The sequence below is a fragment of the Ruegeria sp. CDSA020 genome (assembly GCF_059612345.1).
Genome location: NZ_JBXWQK010000002.1, coordinates 428,572 through 449,407, shown reverse-complemented (window position 1 = coordinate 449,407; position 20,836 = coordinate 428,572). Strand labels below are relative to the sequence as shown.

Here is a 20,836-nt window from a genome sequence, read left to right as displayed (position 1 = left end):
AACCGGACAACCCCATGAGCGATACAACTCAGGCCCCGCGCAGCGGGCTTGCGCAACATATTCCTTTGCTGGTGATTCTTTCCGTCGCCGCTGTGGGGTTCTTTACTCTGGGTGATTACCTGACTTTTGAGACCCTGCGCGACAATCGAGAGGCCCTTTTGGGTTGGCGTGATGCCAATTACTGGGCAATGGCAGGTGCGTTCATAGCGATTTACATTGCCATCGTTGCGTTCTCGCTGCCCGGTGCTGCGGTGGCCTCGATGACCGGAGGGTTCCTGTTTGGCCTTTTCGCAGGCACGGTCTTCAACATTTTTGCAGCAACTATCGGCGCCTCGGTGATCTTTCTGGCGGCGCGCTGGGGGTTGGGGGCGTCCTTGACGGCGCGTCTTGAGGCCTCGGAAGGCACGATCAAAAAGCTGAAGGACGGCCTGCGCGAGAATGAGATCTCGGTCCTGTTCCTGCTGCGCCTTGTCCCGGTGGTTCCGTTCTTTGTGGCCAATCTGGTGCCGGCGCTGGTGGGGGTGAAGTTCCGCAACTTTCTGTTCACCACGGCGCTGGGCATCATTCCCGGCGGTATTGTCTATACTTGGATTGGCGTCGGGCTGGGCGGAGTGTTCGACCGGGGTGAGACGCCGGACGTCTCACTGCTGTGGGAGCCCTTCGTTATCGGCCCGATTGTTGGCTTGTGCGTGCTGGCGGCTCTGCCCATTCTGATCAAAACGCTGCGCGGCCAAAAGGACAGCTGATCATGCAAGAACTGAAATCCGATATCCTGGTGATCGGGGCCGGGTCAGGTGGGCTGTCGGTCGCCGCGGGGGCGAGCCAGATGGGTGCGGATGTGATCCTGCTGGAAGGTCACAAGATGGGCGGGGATTGTCTGAATTTCGGCTGCGTCCCGTCCAAGGCCCTGATTGCCAGCGGCAAGGCCGCCTATGGGCAGGCGCATGCCTCGGCGCTGGGTGTGGCGGATGTGGTGCCACAGGTGGATTACGCCGCCGCCAAGGACCACGTGCATGATGTGATTGCGCAGATCGAGCCGATGGACAGCCAAGAGCGGTTCGAAAGCTTTGGTGTCAAGGTAATCCGGGAATTTGGCAGCTTCGTCTCTCCGACACAGGTTCAGGCGGGGGATCACCTGATCACCGCGCGGCGGGTTGTGATTGCAACAGGTTCATCCCCCTTGGTCCCGCCGATACCCGGTTTGGACAAAGTGCCGTATTATACCAACGAGACCGTCTTCGACTTGCGCGACAAGCCCGATCATCTGCTGATCATCGGCGGCGGCCCCATCGGTATGGAGATGGCGCAGGCGCATATTCGGCTCGGTTGCAAGGTCACAGTCATCGAAGGGCAGAAGGCGTTGGGCAAGGATGATCCCGAGGCGGCAGAGGTCGTGCTGGACAGCCTGCGCGCTGAAGGCGTCGAGATCCATGAACGGGCGATGGCGGCACAGATTCGCAGTACAAATGGCGCGGTTGAGGTCGTGACAGAGAATGGGGAAATCTTCTCGGGCACGCACCTGCTGCTGGGTGCGGGGCGGAAAGCCAATATCGAACGTCTTGATCTTGCCGCCGCCGGAATTGAGCCAACGCGATCCGGCATCAAGGTGGATGCCTCTCTGCGCACTACAAACCGCAGGGTCTATGCGATCGGAGATGTCGCGGGTGGGCTGCAATTCACTCATGTGGCGGGCTATCACGCGGGGATTATCATTCGTTCGGCGCTGTTTGGGCTGCCCTCCAAGGCGAAAACCGCACATATCCCCTGGGCGACCTACACCGACCCCGAGCTGGCGCAGGTTGGCCTGACCGAGGTGCAGGCGCGCGCCGAGCATGGCGATAAGATGGAAATTGCGCGGTTTGACTATCACCACAACGACCGCGCCATTTCCGAGCGTAAAACGAATGGTTTCATCAAGGTCATGGTCGTCAAAGGCCGACCTGTAGGTGCCACAATTGTTGGCCATCAGGCGGGTGAGCTGATCAGCTTGTGGTCGCTGGCGCTGGCCAATAATCTGAAGATGGGGCAGGTTGCCGCCATGGTTTCGCCCTATCCGACGATTGGAGAGCTTAACAAACGGGTGGCGGGCGCTTATTTCTCACCAAGGCTGTTTGAGAATCAAACGGTTAAACGTGTGGTCAGGTTCGTCCAGCGCTGGATGCCCTGACCTGGAAGGGAGAGCAATGTGAACTCGCTGTCAGGCCGATTTCTGATCCTGACGACGGTCTTCGTGATGTTGGCCGAGGTTCTGATTTTTGTCCCTTCGATTGCGCGATTCCGCGAAGATTTCCTGCTGAACCGGCTGGAGCGCGCTCAGATCGCCTCGCTCGCTTTGTTGGCCGATGATATGCTGGCCGAGGACCTTGAGGCTGAACTGCTGGCCAATGCGGGCGTCTATAACGTGGTTCTGCGGCGAGACGAGATGCGCCAGTTGATGCTGTCCTCTCCTATTCCAGGGCAGATCAGCAAGACCTATGACCTGCGTGACGCGCGACCATGGGTTTTGATCCGGGATGCTGTCGTGCGGTTGTTCACGCCGGAAAATGAAGTCATCCGTGTTATTGGCGAGCCTGTGAAAGGCGCAGGTCTGCTGATTGAGGTGACGACTGACAGCATGCCTTTGCGTATGGCGATGACGGATTATGGGTTACGCATTCTGGGCCTTTCATTTGTGATTTCGATCATCACGGCTTTTTTCCTGTTTCTTGCGGTTCGGGTGGTTCTGGTAAAGCCCATCAAAAGCGTTGTCGGATATATGCAGCGCTATGCCAGCGCCCCCGAAGATGCCCGTGGAATCATCTCACCGGATTCCAAAGTGACCGAGCTGCGCGAGGCCGAAGAGGCGCTGAAACAGTTGCAAACCGAACTGACCCAGGCCCTGAAACAGCGCGAGCGTCTGGCGCAGCTGGGCGGGGCTGTGGCCAAGGTGAGCCACGATCTGCGCAACATCCTGACCTCGGCCCAGCTGTTTACCGACCGGATCGAATCCAGCGAAGACCCGTTGGTGCGTCGCATGGCCCCTAAGCTGGTGAACTCGATCACCCGAGCGGTAACCCTGTGCGAAAGCACATTGGCATTTGGCCGCGCTGAAGAACCTGCACCGTCGCTTACACTGGTTCCGCTCCGCACTGTGGCCGAGGATGTGGTTGCTAGCGAGAAACTTGCCGTTGCCGATGCCTGTGTCGAGATCATCAATGATGTGTCGGAAGAGTTGGTCGTACGAGCTGATCCTGAACAGATTTTCCGTGTCATGATGAACCTCGTTCGAAATGCCCGTCAGGCGCTGGTTGCATCAGGAAAGCCCGGTCGGATCACCCTGTCCGGGCAAGAGCAGGACGCCAACTGGTGTATTCAGGTCAGCGACACAGGGCCGGGCCTGCCGGCCAAAGCGCGTGAAAATCTGTTCACACCCTTTCAGGGTGGCGTCCGCAAAGGCGGGTCGGGTCTGGGCTTGGCGATCTCACAGGAACTGTTGCGGGGCCATGGGGGTGACCTTGTTCTGACCGAGACAGGGTCAACAGGTACCACCTTTGAAATTCGCCTCCCGCGGGGCGATGGGGCTTTTTGAATTATTTTTACAGAATCGACTTGCACGTCCCGAATGCCGGGTCTACATAGCGCCTCACCAACGCGGACCGATAGCTCAGCTGGATAGAGTACTTGACTACGAATCAAGGGGTCGGGGGTTCGAATCCTCCTCGGTCCGCCACTGGTTTCCTGTTGAACGTCACACGAACCTGACCCAACCGTCACAGTTGGACCAGAAAAGCAGTGAATGTTCGACATCAGAAGGCGCCCCCAAAGTTGGACATCAGTTGAATTTGATCTTTGCGTCATCAACTAACACGCCGCCTCCATCTCAGACTCCCGCAGACAGTTTGGTTTGATCTGACTTCCTTTTGGGAAAATCAGGGCTGATTTGCGGATCAGACGCCGAAGCCGCCTGTTCCTGCTGATCTGCCACGTGGCGAACGCGGATGGGGGCGAGGCAATGCTATTCGACAGGGGTGGTGCGGCCCGCAGGCGCAGCCGAGGACACGGTTTTGTCTAATAGGGTTGCCCGAGGGGGAATGCAGCGTCTTACCCCTAATGGCCAGAGGCGTTTGGCTTGCCCAAATCCCGCTGGCCCTAAAACAAGTGCGGCGGAGCTGGCTGCGCCGTTACTTTTTGCGCCGGAACGCGTTGTTACTCTAATGAATCGGGCGGATTCCGGCCCTTCGCTGTGGCGCAGCCCTCCTTGAGGCATTGGCGGGTACACAAGCTCAAGAAACAGTTACACAATAGGTTTCAGGCAACCGCAAAAATGTTCGGATAATTGTCGACCACTTGAAAAGCTCAAATAGGCTTTTGAAAGGGTCAACACTATACACCAAATAGCCCGACATAGTTCAGCGTGGAGCTGATTTCTGCGGCACCGCTCTGGGTGCCGCAGTGCTCTTTAGATCTAGAACGACCAGCGAAGTCCGGCGCGCAGGAATGGCCCCTGAGCGTCGCTGCCGATTTCCTGTTCAGCCGTCAGTTCAAGGCGCATGTCCTGAACGAGATCTTTCTCATAGCCGACCACGACGCTGGCGCCGGTAAAGTCGGTGGACGCAAAGGCCAGAGACTCAGTCTGAGAGAAGACGGTTACGTCGCCCTCGGAACTGCCTAGGTCGCGCCGCAACACGCCGCCAAGCTGACCGCTGAGAACACCGCCGTTTTCAAGGTCCTTTGATGCCTCAACCCCCAAACGGGCCTCGACAACTTCGGTGGTGATATCGCCGACGGTGGCATTCGCAGATGACCCCGTCTCGGTATAGCCGTCATCCTTTTGGTTGGTGTAACGGGCGCTGGCAAAACCAAGCAAACCGAAATCGTCACTGACGTCGAATGCACGCTCGACCCCGATGTTCGCGGTCAACAGCCTGCTGTTATAGTCGGCCTTGGCGTCAGAGCTGCCCGAGATCGACCGGCTACGATCAGTCGTGAGCCAACCAATGCCGAATCCGGCATCCAGCGTGTAGGCACCAAACTGACGGCCTACTGCGGCATCAAGATAGAAGCCATTCGTGTCAAAATCAGTGGTGCTGTTGTCACCATCCGAAGTGAACACGCCCATGGCAACAGCCAGAGACACTCCGTTGTCCATCTGCCCCGTATACCCGGCGCTTCCGCTGAACATCGTCACGTCCGTGTCATCGTTCGAGCCGCTCTCGAACTCTCGATACTGGGCGTCGACCATTGCGAAGGGCCGGAAACCAGCGAAAGTTGCGCCCTGCGCGACCTGCGGCCCCTGACCATAGCTGAGCGCATTGCCACTGCCGCCGACAATGCTGCCGTAGAAGGCCGCGACATCGCCCGATGGTGCAATGTCATTGCCGTCGACCACAGAATAGATCGGGGCCGCGCCGCCCTTGTCCTGCACGAACCAAGCGGATTGCCCGTCAGACACGGTGGTCTTGAAGGTACCCGTACCCGGCGCGGCATCTTCGAACGCAAACACGCCACTGCCGCCTTTGGCTTCTAGGTTCACGTCATGGTCCTGAACGCGGATCAGACCCTCAACGTCGTCCATTGTATCGACATTCAGCGTCCCCGTGCCGGTTCCAAGGTAGACGGCGTAGACCTCATCATTCCCCGAAACCCTGATGGTCCCCAGATCATGAATCGTTCCGTCGAAATTGTCGAACTGAATACCGGCTGCACGGGTGCCGGAACTGCCGGTGGCGTGCACGGTAATCGGGCCCGTGTTCGAGAACGTTCCCTGCATGTCGCCGGCGTACACGCCGAATGCCTCGGATGCGTTTGGCGGTGGCCCACCATTCTGTTGCGCACCATTGGCGGTGACGGTGATGCTTCCGGTGTTCTTGATGTCACCGGTTACGATTTCATCAACATAAATCCCATAGGCCTCGGCAGAGGTGTCATGCGAAATCGCAGTCGCTGTAATCTCACCCGAGTTTGCCAGAGAGCCGCTTAGGTCATCGGTAAGATAAAACCCCGAGGCTTCTGCAGAATCTTCGGCAGCTTCTGCGAAAAGCGTCATAGTGCCCGAGTTACGAATTGCACCGGAAACGTCATCCCCGGCATAAATGCCCGTCGCGGTCGCCTCGTCCGCGGTGTTGAGAGACAAAGCAGTGGCCGTAATCGTGCCCGAGTTTACCACGATCCCGTCAACAAAGTCCTCAAGGTAAAGCCCGCCCGCATATGCTACGTCATCGGTATCCGCGCTGGCAAAGGCCTCAATTGTACCGCTGTTATGTACGGACGCGCCGGACAATACGTCATCATCGACGTAAATGCCGAAAGCAGAAGCGTCGGATTCAACACCGATTGCGGTTACCTCGATGGTACCGCTGTTATCGATCTGACCGGACAGGTCACGATCGACCAAAATTCCATAGGCAATCGCCTCATAGGTCGACGGGGCAGAGGCCAGAACCTCCAATGTGCCGGTATTGCGGATCACACCGTCCGCATTGCCATTGACTTCGATCCCAAAGGCAGACGCGGTACTGTCACTGGTCGATATGGCAACCGATTTGATTGTTCCCGAGTTCACGATCTGACCGGTTTCTTCCAGGTCACTTTGCACGTAAATGCCCCAGGCATAGGCATAATCATCGGCGAATGATCTGGCGCGGACATCAATCGTGCCGCTGTTTCTGATCACACCCGCTACGTCGCGGTCGACCGCAATACCGTAGATTGATGCGGTGCTTCCGTCGGTGATCAGCCCATCAACCTTGATCGTCCCGGTGTTGACGATCTTACCTGTTTCAGAAACGTCACCGTCAACGTAGATACCCCAGGCCTCGATATCGCCATCCGTGGACAACACGTCGACATCAATCGTTCCGGTGTTTTGGATTACCCCGTCGGCGTCACCGTTCACCAGCAAGCCATAGATATCCTGAGGATCAGACCCGGTGACATCTACAGAAATGGTGCCATTGTTCACCAAAGCACCGGATTGCTGCAAATTTCCGTCCAGCAAAAGTGCCGTCGCAATATCGGTATCCGTTGCCGTGACCGAGATTGTCCCGTTATTCGTGAACGTGCTTGAGTAATCGGTCGTGATCGTCAAAGCTGCAGCGGTGGAAGAAGTTATCTCGATCGCGCCGCTTGCCGTTACTTTGTGATCCGCATCGGTCGAGAAAACCTGAGGTGTCGTCACCACATTCGAGATCGTATCCGCATGTACGTCCCCGGCCATCAGGGCAACCATTGATACTTGCGCCAGCAACGCCGCTGGAGCCGCGCTGACAATTTGGCCTTTCCACTTGAAAATACGCCCCCCACGGAGCTTGGGGGCGTTCGCCCTCGACTCATTATTAGTCATTTACTATCCCGTTAGATTATCTTGTTTTTTCTCGAAACTCGTCGCGTTTTTGCAATCGGCTCCGCTTACGAACCGTTAATAAATCGTTAACATGTATGCAATCTACCAATTTTCCATTGCACAGGATGACCTATTGCTGTTGGAAATTCGTAGGAAAACTGCAACACAATGTGGCGACTTGACGGCGCTTGAGATCAGGCTGTCGTCATGCGCCAGCCCGGAGCTACTTGAATGCCTAAAAACCTGACATTATCCATCGGTGAGGCCTACAACCAAGGAGTTCAGGCCTACGATACAGGGCATTTGAATAAAGCTGTCAATGTTCTGAACCAAGTGCTCAAGGCTGCGCCCGAATACGCGCCAGCGCATCAACTGCTTGGCGTAATTGCGTTTAAAACCGGTCAAAGCGGGCCAGCTGAAAATGCTATGCGCGAAGCGATCCGATTACAGCCGGACAATGCTGGGTTCCTGTCGAATTTCACCGAGGTGTTACGCACGAACGGAAAACCTGAAGAAGCGATCAGGGTTGGCAAACGTGCAGTCCAGCTTGCCCCGGGGGTTGCAAATGCGCACTCAAACCTTGGGCTTGCCTATTACGATATAGGTGATTTATCCGAAGCCGAGGCATCTCAGAAGAGAGCGCTGGCCCTTAATCCAGATCTGATTGCTGCGCTGAATAATCTTGGATCAATCGCGCGCGACAACGAGGACAGGGAAGGGGCAATCTCGTTCTATCGTAGGGTGCTAGATTTGCGCCCGGACTATCTCGAGAGTGTCAACAATCTCATTTCTGTAATGATAGAAGCTGAGGAGCTAGAAGAAGCCAGAGATTTTGCAGATGACTGTCTTGGCAAGGGGCATATTTCCGCAGAGTTGCACCGCAATCGGGGACGGTTACACGTTTTGCAGAGCGAATGGGACGAAGCCGAACGCTGTTTTCGAAATGCGATTTCGCTAGATGAAAAAAAGCCCGAAGCTTATGTCGGGCTTGCGCAGGTCCTGATCGAGAAAAATCTGCATGAACTTGCCCTTGTCGAGGCAGAAAAAGCGCAGCACCTAGACCCCGGCCACGCGCCTGCATATCACTATATAGCCGTTTGCAAATCGCACCTTGGCGACCTCGAGGCCGGTTTTGCCAACTACGAGAAGACCCTTGAGCTAAAACCGGATTTCTCGGCCACAATGATCGCCTTGGGCCATCTGGAGATGGAGCAGGGCAATTTTGACGCTGCCCGCAGCTGGTTCAACAAGGCCGCAGAAAGTGACAAGGCGCGTTTGAATGCGCAGATCGCGTTGGTTAAGTTGGATAAAGTTACCGAAGACAACCTTGATTTTCAGGGTCTTGTGGCTGCGTTGCCTGAAGCCGACAAGATGCTTCCTGAACAATCGGTATCGTATCACTACGCATTGGGAAAATGTTATGAGGACCTCAAGCGCTACGACAGCGCTTTTGAGCATTTTGCAAAAGGGGCTGCAATAAAGCGCAGCATTATCGATTTTGATGCCGACCAAATCGAGGAAACGGCAGACGACCTGATCACGGCCTTTACACCGGAACTGCTCGAAAAACTTCACCAGAGCTCGGTGGACAGCAGCCAGCCAATTTTTGTTGTTGGCATGCCGCGGTCTGGAACGACGTTGACGGAGTCGATCCTCGCCAGCCATCCAGACGTATTCGGAGCCGGAGAGCTTAACTATTTGCACAAACTTTTCACCGATCAACTGCGCGGTGGAAACAAGAAAACTGGAAGTCTGATTGCGGCTCTCTCGGATCAGGAGCTTTCAAAACGCGCCCAACGATATGTCCAGCGGCTCGATGCGCACGCTCCTGGTAAACCTTATATCGTTGATAAGATGCCTGCGAACTTTCTGATGGTTGGCCTAATTCATGCGATCATGCCCAATGCGCGGATCGTGCATGTCGCGCGCAATCCGCTAGATACGTGTCTGTCCTGCTTCACCCGAGTGTTTCAGCGCAGTCAGCTCCACAGCTACGACCAGATCGAATTGGGTCGATACTTTAATGCCTATGTGCGCGTTATGCAGCATTGGAAGGAAGTTCTCCCCGCCGGCAGCTTTCACACCATTCACTATGAGAGCCTTATCGATGATATCGAGTTCGAAGCGCGACGCTTGATAGCATATTGTGGCCTCGAGTGGGATAATCGTTGTCTCGAGTTTTACAAAGGGGCACGACGTGTCCGCACTGCAAGTGTTCAGCAAGTGCGCCAGCCATTATACAGCTCGTCAAAGGAGAAATGGCGAAACTACGAATCTCACTTAGCACCGCTTATCGAGACAATCGGAGAAGCAAGGATTCCGTTTCGATGATCTTTGGATGGATATTGGTTCTAAAAGGTGTCGGATCTACTAAGGCGTGCTGTTATTGAGGCAAATTCCTCTGAGCCGCACATGAAATTGAGTGCAAGCAATCGTACTTTGTTCATCCAGCCACAAGCGACGGAGAGTCAGCAAACCTAGCTGCCAGGGCGGGAAACAGACGTTCGCCGCGTATTCGAATTTCAAAACCCACAACAGTCAAAGTGGCCACTCGCTTGTATCGCTTCTTTGGCAGCTGGGCATGTTCGAGAGACGACTGCTGCCAGGATCAGGTGCTTAGGATGTAGCAGTATTTGCGATAACGAAGCGTTTTGCGTGTGGGCTTCGTTTTTTTCGGTCTGGCGAAGGGTGTGTAAGGGAAACCAAGCCCTTCTGATCAGGGGCGGCATACCATTTGGGATAGAGGGTGCTGCGGGAAAACTAGAAACTGAAAATGTCTTCAAGTTGTTTCCATATTTGCTCTGCATGATCTGGCTGAGATTCTGCCAAGCGGACTACCCTGATTGCCAGAAGCTGTGTGGGCAGCACATCGTCAATGCACACAAGCGCGCCCTCAGAAAGGTGGGTCGCCACTAGAGAGCGGGGCAACCACGCGATGCCGATTTCATTCAAGGCGTATTGTAGTATGGCCAACGTAAGTGCGGTTTCAGCCCTGGGTACTGCGGTTTTACCTTCAGGTAATCGCGGCGCAATCATCCTGGAATAGACCTGCCCGAGAAAGACTTCGGGCGGGTAGCTGATTGTAGGAATTACGTCTTCCGTCACTTGCGTGCGCACAGTGGGCGCACAGACCGGAATCAAAGTATCCATCCCGAGCGTTTTGGTTTCAAACGCGTTAGCGGGTTCTTGAATACTGTCATCGGGCACCGCATACATGATGGAAAAATCAACTTCTTTTGAAATCAGATGCATCAGGCACTCGTCTTGATTTCCTGAACGCACGCGAACCGAGATTTCGCCACCTTCAGTTAAAACACGAACAATTTCGGGCGAAATTGTCGTGGTGAGCGCGTGTTGGCAAACAAAAGACAGCGATTTGCCTGTCTGATCACTCGCTGTCTTTAAGGTGTGTCGAAGCCTATGCAGCCGGGTGCTGAGCTCACGTAATTCAAATTCCAGATCCCGCACACCAGGCATCAAAGAGACTGGCTTGCGGCGGCGATCAAACAGGGTTGTGCCGATGTTGTCTTCGATAAGCCGCACCCGCCGAGTAAAGGCGGATTGCGTCAGCAATCGCTTTTCAGCGGCGCGGGCGAGAGAGCCGCTATCAAGCACGGCCAATATATCATCGATCCACTCAAGACGCATGGCGGATCGATAGTGCAGTTCGTGACAACATGCAATTCCTGCAATTTATGTACCGAAGTTCGAATTAGGAATGTGCTTCAGCGCGCAGTAAGTTGACAAAAGCAAATATTAGGAACCACGACATGCACCTTGCCCGTTTTCCCCGCCTGCATCTTGCCCATCTTCCAACACCGCTTGAACCCATGACTCGATTGTCAAAGGAGCTGGGGGTCGAAATATGGATCAAACGCGATGATTGCACCGGTATGTCGACCGGTGGCAACAAGACCCGCAAGCTTGAATTTCTAATGGCTGAGGCCGAGGCGCAGGGTGCCGACATGGTGATGACCCAAGGGGCCACGCAAACCAACCACGGTCGGCAGACGGCTGCATTTGCCGCCAAGCTGGGGCTTGCCTGTCACATCCTTTTGGAGGATCGCACCGGTTACCAAAATGGAAACTACAATACGAACGGTAACGTCCTGCTAGACCATTTGCATGGCGCAACCACCGAGAAGTTTCCCGGCGGCCATGACATGCCGGGTGAGATGGAAAAAGCAGCCGAAAAGAAGCGCGCGGAAGGGCACAATGTCTATGTCATCCCTGGCGGCGGATCGAACCCGACCGGCGCACTTGGCTATGTTAACGCGGCCTTTGAACTGTTGGCACAAGCAAATAACAGTGGTTTGCAAATTGACAGATTGGTGCATGCAACCGGTTCTTCAGGAACGCAGGCCGGGTTGGTGACTGGCATGTGTGCCATGAATGCGCAGGTGCCCGTGCTGGGCATCGGCACAAGGGCGCCTCAGCCCAAGCAAGAACAGATGGTTTTTGACCTCGCCTGCAAAACCGCTGAAAAACTGGGCTGCGCAGGCGTGGTCAAGCGCGAAGACGTGAAGGCCAATACTGACTATGTCGGCGAGGGCTATGGCCTGCCAACGAAAAGCGGCATAGAGGCGATCCAGATGTTTGCAGAGCTCGAAGGCATCCTTCTCGATCCGTGCTATTCCGCCAAGGGCGCGGCCGGTCTGATTGATCTTGCCCGCAAGGGTGAGTTCAACGGCGAACGGATTGTGTTCCTGCACACCGGGGGTGCCGCAGCCCTTGGGGGGTATGATTTTGCCTTTGATCATCAAAACCGCTGGGTGACTGTCTGAACCATGACATTGCGCCCGGTTGGAATTCTTGGCGGTATGGGCCCCGAAGCGACGATCCTCCTCCAGCGCAAGCTGGTGGCGGCCGTACCCGCAACTGATGACCAAGACCACATACCTTTGTTGATCGACATGAACCCGCAGGTGCCGTCGCGGGTTCGTCATCTGCTCGAGGGCGTCGGCGAGGATCCGGGGCCGACGCTTGCCGCTATGGCGCGTCGGCTAGAAGATGCTGGAGCCTTAGCGCTGGCGATGCCGTGCAACACCGCCCATCACTATGCCAAGGCGATTACGGACTCCGTGGAAATACCCTTGCTGAACGTGGTCGAACTGACGGCTGATCATGCGGCTGGGACGCTCGGATCAGGGGGATGTGTCGGGATGCTTGCCTCGCCCGCCGTACGACATACGCAGCTATTCGAGACAGCGTTGCACAGGCGCGGGCTGTCGGTGGTTTGGTCCGCAGGTGATGAAAAGATGCTTGCAGCGATCCGGAAAATTAAGACGGACGGTCCGTGCGAAGAGGCGCGCGAAACACTAAGAGTTGCCTCGAAAGAACTTGTTGCCGCAGGAGCAGACCTGCAGCTTGTGGCTTGCTCAGAATTCTCGCTTATCGCTGATAGTGTTGCGGCCGAGGTCAATGCCATTGATACGATTGACCTGCTTGTCCAGGCGATTGTCGAATTTTCCCACGCAGGGCAAGTTTAGGCGATTGAATAAGTGCGCCACAGCGTTCGGAGGCAATCTGTAAGTCAACAGATACCTTTGTTCATAATTGGTCCCAAAGCTGTTGCGCTGTGTGATCAAAGGTCGCCGGATTGGCAAATGCGGAAATCGTCAAGGTGGCACACCACGCGTCATCGCCGATTGGCACCAGCAATCCTGCGTCCAGCTCTGGCGAAATCGCAGTTTCGGGCATCCAGGCAAAGCCGCTTCCGGTAATCAGGCGTCTCTTGATTGTCTCAACCAGACTATCAACATAAATCGTCTCGGCGTTCAGGGGTTTGCGGTCTATGGTATTTTCTACAACCATGCCTAAAAACGAAGAACGATCATATGCCAGATAGGGGATGGGTGGGCCATCCTGCTCTGCGAGACTCCAACCCATGGCACGCGCTGAATTAGCTGTAGCCACTGGCACCAGACGATCCTTTAACAGGTCTTTTCGCTCAAATGCGGTTTCATCAATCATCGGTGAAACCGAGTGGTGATTGTAACACAAGAGAATGTCCACTGCGCCCTCGACCAACAGGTCACAGCAGGTGCTTAGGGAATCGGACAATACTCGAGTGCGCAGATCGGGAATTTGCATCTGCAACTCTTCGATGCGACTTGCCAAAAAATTAACCGCGATCGTGTGGAGGACCGAAAACCGGATGAAACGGCTATCCCCACGATCGGCATCCCGCAGCGATTGACGGGATTCTGACAGTTGTGAGATCGCCGCTAAAGCGACCGGCAAGAATTGTTGACCTGCTTCTGTCAATTGAACAGGATAGGTGGCGCGATTGACCAGAGGCAGCCCGACCCAGCTCTCCAACGCTTTGATTCTACGACTGAATGCGGATTGTGTGATGTTGCGTTCATCGGAGGCTCGGGTGAAGTTCAGTGTCCGGGCGAGGCATTCAAAGTCGCGCAGCCAGTTCAAATCCAATGTGTGTACCTGCATTTCCAAGGAAGCATTGGTCGAGCATACTCAAAACTATGCATTGCGGGAATAGTTTGATGAAATGTTCGAATTGGCCCTCAGAAAACCTCATGCTCTAGACTTTAAGCTAGGGCCTGGCGGTTTGTCCCCCTTTTCCCCTTCCGTCCGAAGTCGCAGCCCGAGACGACTTTGTACGACACCGCCGAGCGATGGGAATGAGATTGACTAAAAAAACGACGCCAAAATACGGCGCAATTCAACAGAGGAGACTATCATGAGAAAAAAGCTAAAGGCATTTGGTATGGCAGCGGCGGTAGGTATCTATGCGATGCCCGCATTCGCGGCGGAAGAGGTTAAAATCGGTGTGCCGTCTTGGACCGGGGCGCAGGCAATCGCTCATCTTCTGGGTGCAGTTGTCGAAACACGCATCGGAGGGACGGTTGAATATGTGCCCGGAAATAATGCCACCATCTTTCAGGCTATGGATCAGGGCAAAGGCGACATAGACGTGCATCCTGATGTGTGGCTGCCCAATCAGGAAAGCTTTACCAAGAAATATGTAGACGAAGCAGGCACAGTAACCCTGTCGTCGAACCCCTATGAAGGCAATCAGGGCTTTTGCGTTAGCAAGGACTTTGGTGAGGCCAACAATATCACCGACATAGCTGATCTGGGCCGCCCTGACGTCGCTGCCCTGATGGATAGCGACGGCAATGGCAAGGGTGAAATGTGGATCGGAGCGCCGGGTTGGGCTTCGGCCAATGTGAATGAGGTTAAAACGCGCGACTACGGTCTGCTTGATTTCATCGAGCCCGTGCGTGCGGAAGAAAGCGTGAAGACCGCGCGTATCAAAGACAGCATCGCCAAAGGCGAGGGCTATGCCTTCTATTGCTACAAGCCACACGCGGTCTGGTACATGTTTGACGTTCAAATGCTGAGCGAGCCGACTTTCGACCCGGCAAAATACGTGATGGTGCAGCCATCGGACGATCCGGATTGGTATAACAAATCCAGTGTTGCCACCAAAGACGCCCTGAAGAACGTCCAGATCGCATGGTCCAATACGTTGCCAGACCGCTCACCTGCGATTGCTGATTTCTTCGCGAATTTCGCATTGACTGCGGATGATGTCAGCGGATTCGCCTATGAGATCAGCGGCAAAGGTCGCGATCCGGCAGAGGTTGCCCGCGAATGGGTCGAAGCGAACCCGGATCGCGTCGACGCTTGGCTGGGTCTCTGATCCCACTTCCAGAAACAGGGTGGCGGCATCTGCTGGCGCCACCCAAAAGCAGATCTCTGGAGGACCTATGAGCGACGACACCGTTATCGAAATTTCGAATGTCTGGAAAATTTTCGGAGGCAGGCCCGAAGTGGCGCTGCAGGCGATCCGCGACCGTGGGTTGAACAAGTCCCAAGTGCTGGCCGAATACAACTGTGTTGTCGGCGTCGCTGATGTCAGCCTGTCGGTAAACCGGGGTGAGATTTTTTGCATCATGGGTCTGTCAGGCAGCGGTAAATCCACCCTGGTTCGCCATTTCAACCGATTGCTGGAGCCGACAGCTGGTAAGATCGAAATCGAAGGCACTGATGTCATGGCTTTGGGGCCAAAAGAGCTTCAGCAGTTTCGCAACAACAAAATCGGTATGGTGTTTCAGAACTTTGCGCTGATGCCGCATCGGTCGGTGTTGGATAACGTGGCAATGCCACTGGAAATCCGACAGGTCAGCAAGAATGAACGCATGCGTCAGGCTGCTGCTATTCTCGATATTGTCGAACTGGGTGCTTGGGGGTCAAAGTTCGCACACGAGCTGTCCGGTGGCATGCAACAACGTGTGGGCCTGGCCCGCGCTTTGGCCGCCAACCCCGACGTGCTTTTGATGGATGAACCGTTTTCGGCCCTTGATCCGCTGATCCGGCGACAATTGCAGGATGAATTCATCCGGCTGAGCAAGATTCTCAAGAAGACTACAATCTTCATTACCCATGACCTTGATGAAGCCGTCCGCATAGGCAATCGGATCGCCATCATGCGGGACGGCAAGGTGGTGCAGATCGGGACAGCCGAAGACATCGTGATGAACCCCGCTGATGACTATGTGGCTGATTTCGTTGCGGGTATTTCACGCCTCAAAGTTGTGCGCGCCCATGCGGTCATGCGGCCAATTCCAGAACATATTGCGGCCCATGGGCGGCTATCGGCGGATGCCCCGCGCGTGAATGAAGACGAAAATCTGAGCACGCTGATCAATCTGGCGATCGACAACAGCAGCGCAATCCTTGTGGAGGACGGCGGCGTGGATGTTGGCGTCATAACCCGTGCCGATCTGTTGCGCACCGTGATCGAAGGGACCGAAGTGTCATGAGCATTTCTGATGTGAACCCGCTGGAAGATACCGAAAGCGAAGCGGCCCTTGCCTATGCCGAAGAGCGGCGTGAAAACATTCGCACATTTGTGCGCACCAGCCCGGACTACTACATTCGTAATTTCGACAAGATTGGTGCATCGTCCCGCTTTACACCAACTTTCAATCTGATGGCCGGATTGTTTGGTCCGGTCTGGTTCGGTGCGCGAGGTCTGTGGTCATGGGCGTTACCATTTCTGATCCTCGAAACAATAGCCTTTGTGCAGATTGCGCGAGGGTTGTTCGGCGATCTGGCAGCCGAGGCAATGGAGCGTATTGCATCGATTGAAGGGACGCTTGAACTGCGCCGTCAGCAATTGGCGGCGGCTATCGAAAACAACTCGGACAAGATCGATGTCTATCAGCGAACGGTGGACTCGCTTGAAGAAAACATAGGAGGTATCCGTGCCGAGGCCGAGGCGATGGCAGCTGAAGGTCCTTACATCATTCTAACCGGACTGATCATACTGATCATCGTCAAATTCATACAGTCACAGGTGGCGAACTGGGCGCTTGAGGCGCGTTTCTCGGAGTGGCTATCGGATCGTTCGATCCGATCGGCCATGCCGGTGTCGCAGATCGTGTTCAGCGCAATCTTCATGGCGTTGATCGTCGCCGCGGCAATGTTGCATTACAGCTTCCCAGGGCGCTTTTCACTGCTTAGCCATTTTCCGACAGACCCAAACATCCGCCTGACCAGTATCACTTGGGTAGAAGATTTCATCGCCTGGTGCGTACGCAACAGCGAGACCTTCTTTGATGGGCTGACATTCGGCATCCGCACTCTGTTGGATGCGCTAGAGGTCATACTGGTTCAGACGCCATGGATCGTGATTGCGAGCTTGATTATTTTGCTGACCTGGCTGACAGCGGGCATCAGCACGGCGATCTATTCGGGCGCATTTCTGGCCTATATGGGCCTGCTGGGTTTCTGGGAAGGTGCCATGACGACGCTGGCCTTGTTGGGGACAGCGGCGTGCCTGTCGATTGTTATCGGAATTCCGCTCGGCATGTTTGCTGCCCGTCGCCCACGGTTCTATGCGTTTATCCAGCCGATCATGGATTTCATGCAAACCATGCCAGCCTTCGTGTTCATGGTGCCTGTGATTGCGTTCTTCGGCGTTGGAAAGCCAGCGGCGGTTGTGGTCACGATGATTTTTGGCGGCACACCGGTGGTACGATTGACCGTTCTTGGTCTGCGTGGTGTACCAGAAAGCGTGCGCGAAGCAGCTATTAGTTTCGGTGCCAATAAGTGGTACTTGCTCACTAAGGTAGATCTTCCATTAGCAAGCCCATCGATCCGCGCGGGGATCAACCAGACGATTATGTTGTCGCTGGCGATGGTCGTCGTGGCCTCGCTGATTGGCGCCAAGGGGCTGGGTGAGGACGTGCTGGAAGCGTTGCAATATGCCAATGTGGGCCAAGGCATCCTCGCCGGGTTTGCGATCCTTTTCTGCGCCATGATCCTTGATCGCATTGTACAGGGTGGACGCAAATGACACCTGTCGTATTCGTCCATGGATTTTTGGGCGGCAGTCGACAATGGTTAGGGCAAGTCGAAGCCCTGGCCGGTTTCAACGTCGTAGCCCTGGACTTACCGGGATTTGGTGAGAATGCGCATCTCGAGGCCCCCACCAGTATTGCTGGCTTTGCCGAGTGGGCGCTGTGCGAATTAACCGGGCGGGGAATTGAGCGATTTATCCTGATCGGCCATTCAATGGGTGGGATGATCGTTCAGGAAATGGTTACCCGTGCACCCGAACGTATCGACCGGTTGGTGCTTTACGGCACCGGAACGATTGGCATTTTACCCGGCCGGTTTGAGACGATCGACACTTCAAAGCGCCGGGCCAATACAGAAGGACCAAGAGCCACGGCCAGACGTATTGCGGCAACCTGGTTTCTTGATCGGGGAAAAGCTGTGGCCTATGAGGACTGTGCTATGATTGCAGAACAATGCAGCCTGCAAACCATGCTAATTGGGCTCGACGCAATGGAAAGTTGGAGCGGCGCCAAACATTTGGCGGATATCATGACCCGTACGTTGGTGATTTGGGGTGACCGGGATCGGACCTATCCATGGAGCCAAACCGAACAATTGTGGCAATCAATTCCCGACGCCAACCTCGCCGTGATACCTGGATGTGCTCACGCGACGCATTTAGAGAAGCCGGGGCTCTTTAATTCGATACTGCGAGATTTTTGTACCGCCTGACAGCTTGTCTGCAGCCAAAATGTTAGAACGACCGCTGTCGTGACCAATACCGGTCTTTCCCGGATAGTCTAGATTTTTCTGAGAGTGAGTATGCACGGGCAAAAAAGGCCCGTTTGCAACGCTGTATTCCAGTAATCCGCTCGGGTGTAGAATGTCTCTTATGGGCCGTTCTGCCACGAGGCTAGTTCTGCGAAACTGGCAGATGCCGCTCCGCATCTGAGGTCGGCTCTGAGCCCAAAGTCACGAATGCTGAGCTTTGCGCATACGTCTACGACGCCGGAACTCACCGCCTATCTCGCAGCAGGCGGGCAGTTGAGCGGCATTTGCGGAAATATAGATGGCGATAGCGCACCAGTGACCGTTGATTGCGAAGCTTGCCGCATCAGCAACACGTCCGTTCTGCTTCAAGACAGTTGTCCACGCTTCGTGCAGACCACAGCAACGCGAACTTTCGAATTTATCGCCAAACGCGTTGCCGAGCGCAATGATCTCGATCCCGCGCGTTTGACCCGCGCCCTGCCTCACGCTTGATTTCATTACCTTTTATTGAAATCAAAGATGCCCGTATCCCGCTGGATGCGGCGCGATTGTGCTTGGAGGCCACTAAATGACTATTACCGATACACCTGCGCTGTCCGAGGGCGGCGCAAACAAACTCCACTTCGCGGCATGGCGCTGGCATTTTTACGCTGGTCTTTATGTCATTCCAATCTGAGCAAATTGATTGTGACACATCCTACTGCTTGAGAATCAGGGCCTGACGGTTCCTGACCAACCCGCAGCCTTCATTGCACTGATCAGCTCTTGAACTGGCTGTGGGTCTACAAACACTCGAGCCTTCAGTGCTTCGAGAGGGAAGCTTGGCCAAGTGTCCGAAAATACTTTTGCAAGCCGCTGTGCCTCTGCTTGTTCTCCGTTCCTCCAGTGGGCTGCCATAAGGTAAGCTGCGGAAATTGGTCCGAACGGCCCACCACGCGATATTGTTTCATCAAACGTCCTGATTGCGGCAGCATAGTCTCCCGTATGGAACTGAGCCGCACCCAATGCATTGTCAAATACAAGTCCCCCTCCTTGTGGGGCCAGGACTCTATATCGCGCTGATTGAGACAAAACTCGTTCAAAATCAGATGTATAAAGGGAAATCAAGGCGTCGAATTCAGCAACATGTGAATCATCGGGTGCCAATCCTACGGCCCGTTGGGATAATCGAACTGCGCTATCGTAATTGCCCACCCCAAATTCAAACCAGGCTCGCGCTGAAAGCGGCCATGCTGCATCCGGAGCCAATTCCAAAGCATAAGCACTATTCTTGTCGGCCGCGTGCAAAAACTCATCAGAACCGGGATCGCCAGATTTCATGATGGCGAACATGGTTTCGACCTGAGATGCGCCAGCATACCCCCCGTAATAAAACGGATCTCGTTCAATTGCTGTTTGGAATATCAACAACGCAGGTTGAAGGCGTGCCAAATCTGTAACCGGAAAAATCAGATCCCGGCCAGCGTTGCTTAGGTTCATTGCTTCGACGCGGGCTGGCGACACGTCGTAGATCGCAGTTTTGCCAGTTATTGGAGCAACAGATTTCGAACCGCGGCCGATCAGAACACCGACTAGAATACCGGCTACTAGAAGTGAAAGCGAGATAACGACTGCGTAAGCCTGTCGCCTTCCGCGTAATGGTTGTCTGCTTCGATTGGAGCCCGGCAAAAACTCGGGTGCGTAACTTCCGACAGGCAATGAGATTACCAATTCGTCAGCGATCCCATTACTTTCATAATAAGCTTGGAGTTTTCGCCGAACACGTCCCGCATCCACGCGTACGACGCCTTCGCGTTTCAATAGCTCATCCGCGTCGTATCCATAAACATCCATCGCAATGGTTTTGGCGCGTATCTCGTTGGAACGACCCTCGAGCGATTCCATCACAACATAAGACAGAAAAGACCGCATGCGGGCGGACCCTTTGAATTCATCTGACTTCTGAACCCTATCCAACGCATCGCGCACCTGCTCGGCCGAGAACTGTTGAGTGTCATTCTGTTCCTGATCGTCCATGCTGACGGTCAAAGAACTATCCTTTCGCAATAAGGGTTTGTCGCCATGGTGCTACGGTAGCATGCGGCTTTATACGTTCAATACATATTCTGTTGGATGCATGCTTGGCAAACGAATGCCTGAAGGGCGCTGCCAATGACGGAAGATGAGTTCTTTGAATCCCAATTTCCCGAAGCGGGTCGCCTGCTGCAGGACCTGCGGGCAAAAGACCAAGAGTTTGATCGAATTTGCCGCGACTACAAAGAGGTCTTCGCCGAACTGGCGGTGCCGCCAAGGTCGCAGTCTGTTCTTCAGATGCGCTATCTCGCCGATCTGGCAGAAAGCCTTTCGGACCTGCGCAGCAGTATTGACGGACGGCTGCAGGCGCATGGCCTTGATTCGGAATCGGTACGGAACAAAGATTTGGAGGTTTGA

General features: G+C 54.8%; 16 protein-coding genes and 1 tRNA gene. 12 read left to right on the top strand and 5 right to left on the bottom strand.

Annotated features, from left to right (window positions below; translation table 11 throughout):
- The first annotated feature begins 14 nt into the window (after window positions 1–14).
- From AC2FJW_RS05125 to AC2FJW_RS05110, 4 genes are all read left to right on the top strand, one after another.
- Window positions 15–746, top strand: coding sequence for a TVP38/TMEM64 family protein (locus AC2FJW_RS05125; RefSeq protein WP_496749425.1), 732 nt, complete (start codon window positions 15–17; stop codon window positions 744–746).
- Window positions 747–748: 2 nt separating this feature from the next.
- On the top strand, window positions 749–2,167 hold the full coding sequence (locus AC2FJW_RS05120) for a dihydrolipoyl dehydrogenase family protein (protein WP_496699225.1): 1,419 nt from the start codon (window positions 749–751) through the stop codon (window positions 2,165–2,167).
- A gap of 18 nt (window positions 2,168–2,185) precedes the next feature.
- The gene (locus AC2FJW_RS05115) at window positions 2,186–3,568 is read left to right on the top strand and encodes an ATP-binding protein (RefSeq protein WP_496749410.1); all 1,383 of its coding nucleotides are present in this window, start codon (window positions 2,186–2,188) and stop codon (window positions 3,566–3,568) included.
- A gap of 64 nt (window positions 3,569–3,632) precedes the next feature.
- Window positions 3,633–3,709 (top strand) — tRNA-Arg (locus AC2FJW_RS05110).
- Window positions 3,710–4,444: 735 nt separating this feature from the next.
- Here the strand turns inward: AC2FJW_RS05110 and AC2FJW_RS05105 are convergent.
- The gene (locus AC2FJW_RS05105; protein ID WP_496749409.1) at window positions 4,445–7,321 is read right to left on the bottom strand and encodes an autotransporter family protein; all 2,877 of its coding nucleotides are present in this window, start codon (window positions 7,319–7,321) and stop codon (window positions 4,445–4,447) included.
- Window positions 7,322–7,552: 231 nt separating this feature from the next.
- On the opposite strand from AC2FJW_RS05105, the gene AC2FJW_RS05100 reads away from it, so the two are divergent.
- Window positions 7,553–9,652, top strand: a complete 2,100-nt coding sequence (locus tag AC2FJW_RS05100) for a tetratricopeptide repeat-containing sulfotransferase family protein (RefSeq protein ID WP_496749408.1) — start codon at window positions 7,553–7,555, stop codon at window positions 9,650–9,652.
- 429 nt (window positions 9,653–10,081) lie between these two features.
- Here AC2FJW_RS05100 and AC2FJW_RS05095 read toward each other — a convergent pair whose 3' ends face one another.
- Window positions 10,082–10,969, bottom strand: coding sequence for a LysR family transcriptional regulator (locus AC2FJW_RS05095; RefSeq protein WP_496749407.1), 888 nt, complete (start codon window positions 10,967–10,969; stop codon window positions 10,082–10,084).
- 122 nt (window positions 10,970–11,091) lie between these two features.
- Between AC2FJW_RS05095 and cuyA the strand changes: the two genes are divergently transcribed.
- Together cuyA and cuyB are read left to right on the top strand one after the other, a co-directional pair.
- Entirely contained in the window at window positions 11,092–12,105 is a 1,014-nt protein-coding gene (cuyA, locus tag AC2FJW_RS05090; protein WP_496749406.1) for a D-cysteate sulfo-lyase, read from the top strand.
- A gap of 3 nt (window positions 12,106–12,108) precedes the next feature.
- Window positions 12,109–12,810, top strand: a complete 702-nt coding sequence (cuyB, locus tag AC2FJW_RS05085) for a cysteate racemase (protein WP_496749405.1) — start codon at window positions 12,109–12,111, stop codon at window positions 12,808–12,810.
- A gap of 61 nt (window positions 12,811–12,871) precedes the next feature.
- Here the strand turns inward: cuyB and AC2FJW_RS05080 are convergent, their stop codons facing one another.
- Window positions 12,872–13,750: a LysR family transcriptional regulator gene (locus tag AC2FJW_RS05080; RefSeq protein ID WP_496749404.1), complete on the bottom strand. Its 879-nt coding sequence runs from the start codon at window positions 13,748–13,750 to the stop codon at window positions 12,872–12,874.
- Between the two features lie 274 nt (window positions 13,751–14,024).
- Here AC2FJW_RS05080 and AC2FJW_RS05075 point away from each other — a divergent pair, with 274 nt between their 5' ends.
- The 4 genes from AC2FJW_RS05075 to AC2FJW_RS05060 all read left to right on the top strand — a co-directional run bounded on the left by AC2FJW_RS05075 (window position 14,025) and on the right by AC2FJW_RS05060 (window position 18,367).
- Window positions 14,025–14,990 carry an ABC transporter substrate-binding protein gene (locus tag AC2FJW_RS05075; RefSeq protein WP_496749403.1) on the top strand — a complete coding sequence of 322 codons (966 nt, stop codon included), beginning with the start codon at window positions 14,025–14,027 and terminating at the stop codon, window positions 14,988–14,990.
- Between the two features lie 67 nt (window positions 14,991–15,057).
- Window positions 15,058–16,113: a quaternary amine ABC transporter ATP-binding protein gene (locus AC2FJW_RS05070; RefSeq protein WP_496749402.1), complete on the top strand. Its 1,056-nt coding sequence runs from the start codon at window positions 15,058–15,060 to the stop codon at window positions 16,111–16,113.
- Window positions 16,110–17,651, top strand: a complete 1,542-nt coding sequence (locus AC2FJW_RS05065) for an ABC transporter permease (RefSeq protein ID WP_282022304.1) — start codon at window positions 16,110–16,112, stop codon at window positions 17,649–17,651. Before AC2FJW_RS05070 ends, AC2FJW_RS05065 begins: the two co-directional genes overlap by 4 nt.
- Window positions 17,648–18,367: an alpha/beta fold hydrolase gene (locus AC2FJW_RS05060; protein ID WP_496749401.1), complete on the top strand. Its 720-nt coding sequence runs from the start codon at window positions 17,648–17,650 to the stop codon at window positions 18,365–18,367. Before AC2FJW_RS05065 ends, AC2FJW_RS05060 begins: the two co-directional genes overlap by 4 nt.
- Window positions 18,368–18,607: 240 nt before the next feature.
- Here AC2FJW_RS05060 and AC2FJW_RS05055 read toward each other — a convergent pair whose 3' ends face one another.
- Together AC2FJW_RS05055 and AC2FJW_RS05050 are read right to left on the bottom strand one after the other, a co-directional pair.
- Window positions 18,608–18,904, bottom strand: a complete 297-nt coding sequence (locus AC2FJW_RS05055) for a hypothetical protein (RefSeq protein WP_496749400.1) — start codon at window positions 18,902–18,904, stop codon at window positions 18,608–18,610.
- A gap of 213 nt (window positions 18,905–19,117) precedes the next feature.
- Window positions 19,118–20,422, bottom strand: coding sequence for a tetratricopeptide repeat protein (locus tag AC2FJW_RS05050; protein ID WP_496708315.1), 1,305 nt, complete (start codon window positions 20,420–20,422; stop codon window positions 19,118–19,120).
- A gap of 135 nt (window positions 20,423–20,557) precedes the next feature.
- On the opposite strand from AC2FJW_RS05050, the gene AC2FJW_RS05045 reads away from it, so the two are divergent.
- Window positions 20,558–20,836 (top strand): hypothetical protein, encoded by a 279-nt coding sequence (locus tag AC2FJW_RS05045; protein WP_496749399.1) that lies wholly within the window; start codon window positions 20,558–20,560, stop codon window positions 20,834–20,836.